Below are 9,420 nucleotides of genomic sequence, written 5' to 3'. Positions count from 1 at the left end.
CAAATGCCTTTGTGCACTGGAAAATGGGATGTTTACCATCGGTTGGATAATGGGAGCCGGATGAGCTGAGAGGTTCATGTCCGGTTCTGCGAGGGGCTAAGGGTGAAATTCCCTTGGTCTACTCACCGTTACACCTCGAATTGTTAATGACAGTGTTTCAAGAAATCATTAATATATTTTGAATTTAACAAAACGAATAGGTGACTCCTTGCCAAGCAAAGAGTTTGAAACCCTACCAAATCTTTATTTGGTAGGGCCGATGGGGGCCGGTAAAACAACAGTAGGACGACATCTCGCAGAATTGTTAGGACGTGAATTTCTAGATAGTGATCATGAAATTGAACGTAAAACAGGTGCGACGATTCCCTGGATTTTTGAGAAAGAAGGGGAACAGGGTTTTCGTGACCGTGAAACTGCTGTAATTAATGAACTGACTTCACGCCCCCATTTAGTTTTAGCCACTGGCGGTGGTGCCATTACTCAGGTCTTGAATCGAGACTATCTGAAACAGCGTGGGATCGTCGTTTATCTCTATACGCCGGTTGAAATTCAACTACAGCGTACCTATCGCGATAAAAACCGTCCACTCCTCCAAGTCGAAAATCCGGAACAAAAGTTACGTGATTTATTGGCAGTTCGTGATCCCTTGTATCGGGAAGTGGCACATCATATCATTGAGACCAATCAGGGTGCGGCACGAGATCTGGCGCAGCGGATTCTCAATCTCATTACTTCCAAAAACTAAGTTCATTGAATAAAGTGGTTAATCAAACATGCAAACCTTATATGTAGAACTCGGAGAACGTCGTTACCCTATTTTTATCGGGAGCGATCTTGATCCACAGGCCTTATTGGCTCCCTATATTCATGGCAAGCAAGTGATGATTGTGAGCAATACCACGGTTGCGCCACTTTATTTGCAGCATTATCAAACTGCGATTGCAGCTTTAGACAAGCATGTCGCGACCTGTATTTTGCCCGATGGTGAAAAATATAAGGATAGCCAGCATCTGAATCTGATCTTTGATGCATTGCTTGAAGCTGGTTTTAACCGGGACTGTACGGTGCTTGCGCTCGGTGGTGGTGTGATTGGCGATATGGCCGGTTTTGCTTCGGCATGTTTCCAGCGTGGCGTGTATTTCATTCAGGTACCGACGACTTTACTGTCTCAAGTCGATTCCAGTGTCGGTGGAAAAACCGGGATTAATCATCCACTGGGTAAAAACATGATTGGTGCGTTCCAGCAACCGCAAGTGGTGCTGGCCGATATGTCGCAACTTTCTACTTTACCCGATCGTGAACTTGCGGCCGGTTTGGCTGAAGTGATTAAGTATGCGCTACTCGGTGATGAATCATTTCTGCTCTGGCTTGAAGATAATATGAATGCTCTGGTCAGTCGTGATGAGAAACTACTGGCTGAGGCCGTTTATCGTTCCTGTGCGCACAAGGCCCGGATTGTCGCCAATGATGAAAAAGAGCAAGGGGAACGTGCTCTACTGAATTTAGGGCATACTTTTGGACATGCGATTGAATCTTATCTGGGGTATGGTGTCTGGCTACATGGCGAAGCTGTTGCAACAGGTATGGTCATGGCGGCAGATTTATCACAGCGTATGGGCTGGATTTCTCAGGGTGATCTGGAACGTACAAAAAAAATCATTTCTCGTGCCAAACTTCCGATCGTTTGTCCTAAAATCCCTCTTGATGATTTCCTGGCATATATGGCCCATGACAAAAAAGTCTTGAATGGACAATTGCGTCTGGTGTTGTTGCAACAATTAGGTAAAGCTGTGATTACTCGAGATTTTGATCTTGAGCGAATGCAACAGGCAATTTTAGCGAATCAGGCATAGGTTTTAGTTTTTATGACAGCATTACACACTCCTTGGCAAAAGGTTCAGCACTATTTCTGGCTGGTCTGTGGTGTATGCTGTCTATTTGCAGCCTTGATCTTTTGGGCCATTACTGATTCAGATGCGGTAATTGAAGTGGAAAAAAAGCCAGAAACTAAAGTTCAATTACAAATTCAGCCGGAAAAAGTAGCGACAATGACCCATCTTGGTGCGCTTTTTGACGAGGTCAAACCCCTCGATTTGAATACGCGCACCATTGTAAATGCCAATCATGAGCCAGAATTTCGCGGCACCAAATTTGTTAATGAGGCGAAAAAACAGCATGCGATTGAATTATTTCGCGTCAGCAATGAAGCCATTCTCAAAAGCTTTCTTAAAAAACAGCCAGATCGTAAGCCTTTTATTTATCTAAGAATATCCGGTGAAAATCAGCCAGAACAATATGTGCTGCTGTATGGTCAGTATAAGACCGCCGCAGAAGCCAATCAGGCCTTATCTACATTGAATTTAAATTTGCCTGCTTCAGTGAAGCCTGAAGTGGTGCTAATACAGCAGTATGTCAGTCTGGTCAATAATCTGGGTTCAGAGGAGTTGGCAAGTAATCAAAAGCTGTATGAGATTCGCTTGAAAAACGTACCTTTACCGAAGGTAGATGAATCTGTACGACTCAGACAGCAAACTCAGGCTGAGGTTAAACCGCGTAGTTCGGATGCGACCACCAGTACCACAATTGTGCGTCGTGATGCCGCTGGCAATGTGCTCGATGTACAGAAATCCGAAAGTGCTGTAGAAGGTGCACCACAACCACAAAACAATAATAATCGACCGAACCAAGGGGGGAATTCCCGTCCTCAAAACAATGAGATTAGTGATCCTTTTAACTAATCCGTTCTAAAATAGCGCACCAAAAAAATGACCTAATTAGAAATGTGCGCTTTTGGTGCAAAAAATACACATTAAAAATAACCAGTATCCCTGTAATCTTTGTTAAAGCTTTGTCATCTGTATAGTTTTAATTTATGTGCTATTTATTGGCATGTAATTTGCTTTATTGGTGCATGGATTGAATTAATCTCCCTGTTTTAGCGCGAAAAATGATTCGATGACAACCTATGAATGTCATATTTATTCCTGATTTTTATGTTATTCATCAGCAAAATAAACTTTATTTTTTATGCATTCGGTCTGAAAAAGGACTAGGCTGAAGAAATAAAGATGAAAAGATTTTGCTCTAGCAAGACGGTCTTCGAAAGTCCATTACACGCAGCGCAGAGAAGAATTTAGATTGTTTAACAGCCTATAAGGCTTCGTGAAAAGAAGGGTACGCTATGCACATGCCATCGCCTAATAATGTAGCTCCCGCTCAAGGTTTATACCAACCGGATGAGTTTAAAGATAACTGTGGTTTCGGTTTAATTGCCCATATGCAGGGCGATGCAAGCCATGATCTTGTCAAGACCGCGATTCATAGCCTAAGTTGTATGACCCATCGTGGTGGTATTGCCGCCGATGGCAAGACTGGGGATGGCTGTGGTCTGCTTTTGGCGATGCCGAAAAAGTTCTTCCGTGAAGAAGCAAAACGCTTAAGTGATACGACTTTAAGTGAAGTCTTTGCTGTCGGTTCGGTGTTCCTGAATCTTGATCCTACGCTTGCTGCACGTGCCAAACAGGTTTTAAACAAAGAAATTGAAGCTGAAGGTCTCATTGTTCTGGCTTGGCGTGTGATTCCAACCCATGTTGATGCACTGGGTGAAATTGCCTTGCAATCGATGCCGGCATTTGAACAGATTATTGTCAATTGCCCGATGGGCGTGACCGAGGTTGAATTTAACCGTAAGTTATTCCTGGCGCGTCGTCGTGCAGAACAATTTCTGCTGAATGATACCTCTTTCTATGTCACCACCTTATGTTCAACGGTCATCAGCTATAAAGGCTTGATGATGCCGGAAGCGATTGCAGACTTTTATACCGATCTGGCTGATCCGCGTCTGGAATCACATATCGTGGTATTTCATCAACGTTTTTCGACCAATACTTTGCCACGCTGGCCGTTGGCACAGCCGTTCCGTTATCTGGCGCACAATGGTGAAATCAACACTATTACGGCCAACCGTAACTGGGCCATGGCGCGTGTGCCAAAATTTGAAAATCCCTTATTGCCGGGTTTAACTGAGCTGAAACCGATTGTGAATCGTACCGGTTCGGATTCCTCAAGCCTGGACAATATGCTGGAGATTCTGGTCGGTGGCGGTATGGATCTGTTCCGTGCCTTACGTATGCTGGTTCCGCCTGCGTGGCAGAACGTGGAAACGCTTGATGCGGACTTGCGTGCTTTCTATGAATTCAACTCGAAACATATGGAAGCCTGGGATGGCCCGGCAGGTCTGGTAATTCAGGATGGCCGTCATGCGATTTGTATGCTGGATCGTAATGGTTTACGTCCGGCACGTTGGGTGATTACCAAAAATGGCTACATCACATTGGCATCGGAAATTGGGGTCTGGGGTTATCAACCTGAAGATGTGATTTCTAAAGGTCGTGTTGGCCCCGGACAAATGCTGGTGATCGATACGCAAACCGGCAAGGTACTGGATACACAAGATGTGAATCATCATTTAAAACGTATGCGTCCATACCGTGAATGGTTACGTGAAAACTCTGTGCGTTTGCAAGGTAGCCCCGAGCTGGAAGAATATTTATGTGAGCAAGGCTTAAAAGGCGATGGCCTGAAAGCGGCCCAAAAAATGTTCATGGTGACCTTTGAAGAACGTGACCAGTTATTGCGTCCAATCGCGGAAAGTGGTCAGGAAGCTGTGGGATCCATGGGTGATGATACGCCCATGGCAGTATTGTCACGTCAGGTGCGCCATGTTTCGGATTATTTCCGTCAGCAGTTTGCGCAGGTGACCAACCCGCCAATTGATCCGTTACGTGAATCGATCGTGATGTCACTGGAAACCTGTTTAGGCCGTGAACAGAACGTGTTTGAACAGGGGCCTGAACATGCTGACCGTCTGATTATTTCCAGTCCGGTTCTTTCAAATTCGAAAATGCATCAAATTCGTACCTTGGGGCGTAAAGGTTACGAAATTGCTGACATCGACCTGAACTATACTGAAACTGAAGGTTTACAAGCCGCAATTCTTCGTATTTGCATCGAGGCTGCACAAGCGATTCGTGATGGCAAAACTTTACTGATGCTTTCAGACAAGAAAATTCGTGAAGGCCACTTGCCGGCCAATGCCTTTATGGTGACCGGTGCGGTGCATCATTACTTGATTAATACCGGTTTGCGTACCGATGCTAATCTGATTGTTGAAACCGGTTTTGCCCGTGATCCACATCAGTTCGCAGTGCTTCTCGGCTTTGGCGCAACTGCGATTTATCCATATCTGGCTTATGACGTGATCAATGATCTGGTTGCCAAAGGCGAGCTCTTGGGTGATCCAATCTATGCACAAAACAATTTCCGTAAAGGCATTGAGAAAGGCTTACTGAAAGTTCTATCAAAAATGGGAATTTCGACGGTGGCCTCTTATCGTGGCGGTCAGTTATTTGAAGCAGTCGGTCTGTCGAATGAAGTGGTTGATACATGTTTCATTGGTGTGCCAAGCCGTATTCAGGGTGCAACCTTTGTTGATCTTGAAAATGATCAAAAACAGCTGGCGGATCTTGCCTGGAAAAACCGTAAACCCATTGATCAGGGTGGTTTGCTGAAATTTGTATTCGGCAAGGAATATCATGCCTTTAATCCGGATGTAATCAACTCGCTGCATAAAGCAGTGCGTTCAGGTAACTACGCAGATTTTAAAGAATATGCCGAACTGGTGAATAACCGTCCGATTGCCACCATTCGTGACCTATTCAAACTGAAAACTGATAATTCGATTCCTGTTGAACAAGTGGAATCGGTGGAAGAAATCCTGCCGCGCTTTGACTCTGCTGGTATGTCTTTGGGTGCATTGTCGCCGGAAGCACATGAAGCAATTGCGATTGCCATGAACACGATTGGCGGTCGCTCGAATTCAGGCGAGGGCGGTGAAGATCCAGCGCGTTATGGCACCATCCGTAACTCGAAAATCAAACAAATTGCATCGGGCCGATTTGGTGTGACACCTGCGTATTTAACATCGGCAGAAGTCCTGCAAATTAAAGTCGCGCAAGGTGCAAAACCAGGTGAAGGTGGTCAGTTGCCGGGTGGTAAAGTGAATGGTCTGATTGCCCGTTTACGTTACTCTGTACCGGGTGTCACGCTTATTTCGCCACCTCCGCATCATGACATCTATTCAATTGAAGATTTATCACAGTTGATCTTTGATTTAAAACAGGTTAACCCACAGGCGATGGTGTCCGTTAAGCTGGTTTCTGAACCGGGTGTCGGGACGATTGCTGCAGGTGTAGCAAAAGCCTATGCCGATTTCATTACCATTTCAGGTTATGACGGTGGTACAGCGGCTTCGCCACTTTCTTCAATTCATCATGCAGGTTCACCGTGGGAGCTGGGTCTTTCTGAGGCGCATCAGGCGCTTCGTGTCAACGACCTGCGTGGAAAGGTTCGCGTACAAACCGATGGTGGTTTAAAAACCGGTCTGGATGTAGTTAAAGCAGCCATTCTGGGTGCAGAAAGCTTTGGCTTTGGTTCGACCCCAATGATTGCACTCGGTTGTAAATACCTGCGTATCTGCCACTTGAATAACTGTGCAACCGGTGTGGCAACCCAGCAAGACCATTTGCGTCAAGAGCATTATATTGGCGAGCCACAAATGCTGATCAACTTCTTCACTTTCATTGCTGAAGAAACCCGTGAATGGCTGGCTGCACTCGGTGTGTCTAGCCTGAAAGACCTGATCGGCCGTACCGACCTGCTGGAAGTGTTGCCAGGTGAAACTGCCAAGCATGCACATTTAGATCTGAGCAAATTACTGGAATCCCATCCTGCTGCGGAAGGAAAAGCACAGTACTGCGAAGTACAGGGCAATGCACCATTCGATAAAGGTATTCTGGCAGAGAAAATGGTGGCGGAAATCCTGCCTGCGATTGAAGCCGGAACTGGTGGTGAATATCACTTCTCGATTGGTAACTGTGACCGTTCGATTGGTGCGCGTTTATCCGGTGAAATTGCCCGCCGTTATGGCAACCTGAGCATGGAAGCACATCCAGTGAAAGTACACCTGAATGGTACTGCAGGTCAGTCGCTGGGTGTCTGGAACGCCGGTGGTCTGCATATTAGCCTTGAAGGTGATGCCAATGACTATGTCGGTAAAGGCATGGCCGGTGGTCGCATCTCGATCTTCCCGCCAAAAGGTTCGCCTTTCCAGACCCAAAATACCGCGATCATTGGTAACACCTGTCTCTATGGTGCCACTGGCGGTAAGTTATATGCCGCGGGTACGGCAGGCGAGCGTTTCGCGGTGCGTAACTCGGGCGCATTCGCGGTCATCGAAGGTGCTGGCGATCACTGCTGTGAATATATGACCGGTGGGATCGTGACCGTGCTGGGTAAAGTCGGGCATAACTTCGGGGCGGGTATGACCGGTGGTTTTGCTTATGTACTTGATCTGGATAACGACTTCGTTGATCATTATAACCACGAACTCATTGAACTGAATCGTATTTCCACCGAAGCGATGGAAGAGCATAAAGCCTTCCTGGGTCGCATTTTGGATGAACATATTAAAGAAACCGGTAGTGCTTGGGCGTACAAGATCCGCCATGAGTTTGACTTCTATAGCCGTAAGTTCTGGTTGGTAAAACCAAAAGCAGCCAACTTGCAAACGCTGTTAAAAACAACTCAAGCTGATCCACAATAATTCCACGACCAACAGATATATAGGCAGAAGTAAGGTAACTGTAAAGCCCTTACCTCTAGCCACGGAGAGAGACATGGCTGAACGCCTACATAATGACTTTCAATTTCTGGATGTCGCACGCCAAGATCCAGAGAAAAAAGAGCTTGATGTCCGCAAAGCAGAATTTGTAGAAATTTATAAACCGTTTACTGCGGAAATTGCTGCGAACCAGACCCATCGTTGTCTCGGTTGTGGTAACCCCTATTGTGAATGGAAATGTCCGGTACATAACTACATTCCGAACTGGTTGAAACTGGTGGCTGAAGGACGTCTGTTCCAAGCTGCTGAATTGTGTCACCAGACCAATACCTTGCCGGAAGTCTGTGGCCGTGTCTGTCCGCAAGACCGTCTCTGTGAAGGGGCTTGTACCCTGAACGATGGTTTCGGCGCGGTCACCATTGGCAATGCTGAAAAATATATCAACGATACCGCCTTTGCTTTGGGCTGGCGTCCAGACATGTCTAATGTGAAATGGACCAATAAAAAAGTCGCGATCATTGGTGCAGGTCCTGCGGGTCTTGGCTGTGCGGATATTTTGGTTCGTGCAGGGGTAAAACCCGTCGTGTTTGATAAACGTCCAGAAATTGGTGGTTTGCTGACTTTCGGTATTCCAGAATTCAAGATGGAAAAAGATGTGATGAAACGCCGCCGTGAAATTTTCACCGGTATGGGGGTGGAATTCCGTCTCAATACTGAAATTGGCACCGAGATCACCATTGACCAGTTGCTTGCAGATTATGATGCGGTATTCATGGGGATGGGAACCTATACTTATATGAAAGGTGGTTTTGCCGGTGAAGAGCTGGACGGTGTCCATGACGCGCTAGATTTCCTGATTGCCAATGTCAACCGCACCCAAGGCTGGGAAAAAGAGCCAGCTGAATACATCAGTGTACAAGGCAAAAAAGTCATCGTTTTAGGCGGTGGCGATACTGCGATGGACTGTAACCGAACCTCGATTCGTCAAGGTGCTGAGACAGTCACTTGTGCTTATCGTCGTGATGAAGAAAACATGCCGGGTTCGCGCCGTGAAGTACAAAATGCGCGTGAAGAAGGGGTGGAATTTCAGTTCAACCGTCAGCCGATCGAAATCGTCGGTGAACATGGCAAGGTCACAGGTGTGAAAGTGATTAGCACACAGTTGGGTGAGCCAGACAGTCGTGGTCGTCGCAGCCCAGAACCAATTCCGGGTTCAGAAGAAATTTTGCCCGCCGATGCAGTCCTGCTTGCTTTCGGTTTCCGTACCAGCCCCGCTGACTGGTTCGCCGATGTCGAGATCAAGCTGGATGGTTCAGGCTGTGTCGTTGCCGCTGAGCAGCAGCAATACAAGTTCCAGACCTCAAATCCGAAAATCTTTGCTGGTGGTGATATGGTGCGCGGTTCTGACCTGGTCGTGACAGCCATCTGGGAAGGTCGTCAGGCCGCAGAAGGGATTCTAGATTATCTGGATGTTTAACCGTTAAGAATAAGCTCAAATTATTCAAGAACACCCGCTACGGCGGGTTTTTTTCATCTTCGATAATTTTTAATTTTAAAGTGTGAAGCATTAAAAAGATTCTCTGTACACGACAAATTTCACAGAACCCTTATCCTATAGTCAAACTACTTTATTATCCATACAGGATTCGAAAAAAACTCGAAATAATTCATCGACTGAGTCGATCAACCATTCTTTACGCTTACGTTTAACCCATGCCCACATCTGTTCTATAGGATTT

The 9,420-nt window shown here is 46.2% G+C and carries 5 protein-coding genes; all 5 read left to right on the top strand.

The window, feature by feature from the left end; genetic code table 11:
- The first annotated feature begins 208 nt into the window (after nt 1–208).
- The 5 genes from aroK (at nt 209) to FTU82_RS14730 (ending at nt 9,158) form a co-directional block, all read left to right on the top strand.
- Complete coding sequence (gene aroK, locus FTU82_RS14750) at nt 209–745, top strand: shikimate kinase AroK (RefSeq protein ID WP_005094320.1); 537 nt, start codon at nt 209–211, stop codon at nt 743–745.
- A 28-nt stretch (nt 746–773) separates the two neighbouring features.
- Entirely contained in the window at nt 774–1,853 is a 1,080-nt protein-coding gene (gene aroB / locus FTU82_RS14745; RefSeq protein WP_100358186.1) for a 3-dehydroquinate synthase, read from the top strand.
- A gap of 12 nt (nt 1,854–1,865) precedes the next feature.
- The gene (locus FTU82_RS14740; RefSeq protein ID WP_180001781.1) at nt 1,866–2,738 is read left to right on the top strand and encodes a hypothetical protein; all 873 of its coding nucleotides are present in this window, start codon (nt 1,866–1,868) and stop codon (nt 2,736–2,738) included.
- Between the two features lie 449 nt (nt 2,739–3,187).
- Nucleotides 3,188–7,663 carry a glutamate synthase large subunit gene (gltB, locus tag FTU82_RS14735; protein ID WP_180085684.1) on the top strand — a complete coding sequence of 1,492 codons (4,476 nt, stop codon included), beginning with the start codon at nt 3,188–3,190 and terminating at the stop codon, nt 7,661–7,663.
- Between the two features lie 73 nt (nt 7,664–7,736).
- A complete protein-coding gene (locus tag FTU82_RS14730; RefSeq protein ID WP_180001783.1) occupies nt 7,737–9,158 on the top strand; it encodes an FAD-dependent oxidoreductase in 1,422 nt (473 codons plus the stop codon).
- Nucleotides 9,159–9,420 lie beyond the last annotated feature (262 nt).

This window comes from Acinetobacter sp. YH12151, assembly GCF_013418355.1.
GTDB lineage: Bacteria > Pseudomonadota > Gammaproteobacteria > Pseudomonadales > Moraxellaceae > Acinetobacter > Acinetobacter pseudolwoffii.
This window is presented reverse-complemented; position numbering and strand designations above follow the sequence as displayed.

What these genes read in the sequence shown, in the direction of transcription:
- FTU82_RS14740 (WP_180001781.1), top strand. Translation starts at nt 1,866, where the DNA reads ATGACAGCATTACACACTCCTTGGCAAAAGGTTCAGCACTATTTCTGG.
- aroB (WP_100358186.1), top strand. Translation starts at nt 774, where the DNA reads ATGCAAACCTTATATGTAGAACTCGGAGAACGTCGTTACCCTATTTTT.
- gltB (WP_180085684.1), top strand. Translation starts at nt 3,188, where the DNA reads ATGCCATCGCCTAATAATGTAGCTCCCGCTCAAGGTTTATACCAACCG.
- FTU82_RS14730 (WP_180001783.1), top strand. Translation starts at nt 7,737, where the DNA reads ATGGCTGAACGCCTACATAATGACTTTCAATTTCTGGATGTCGCACGC.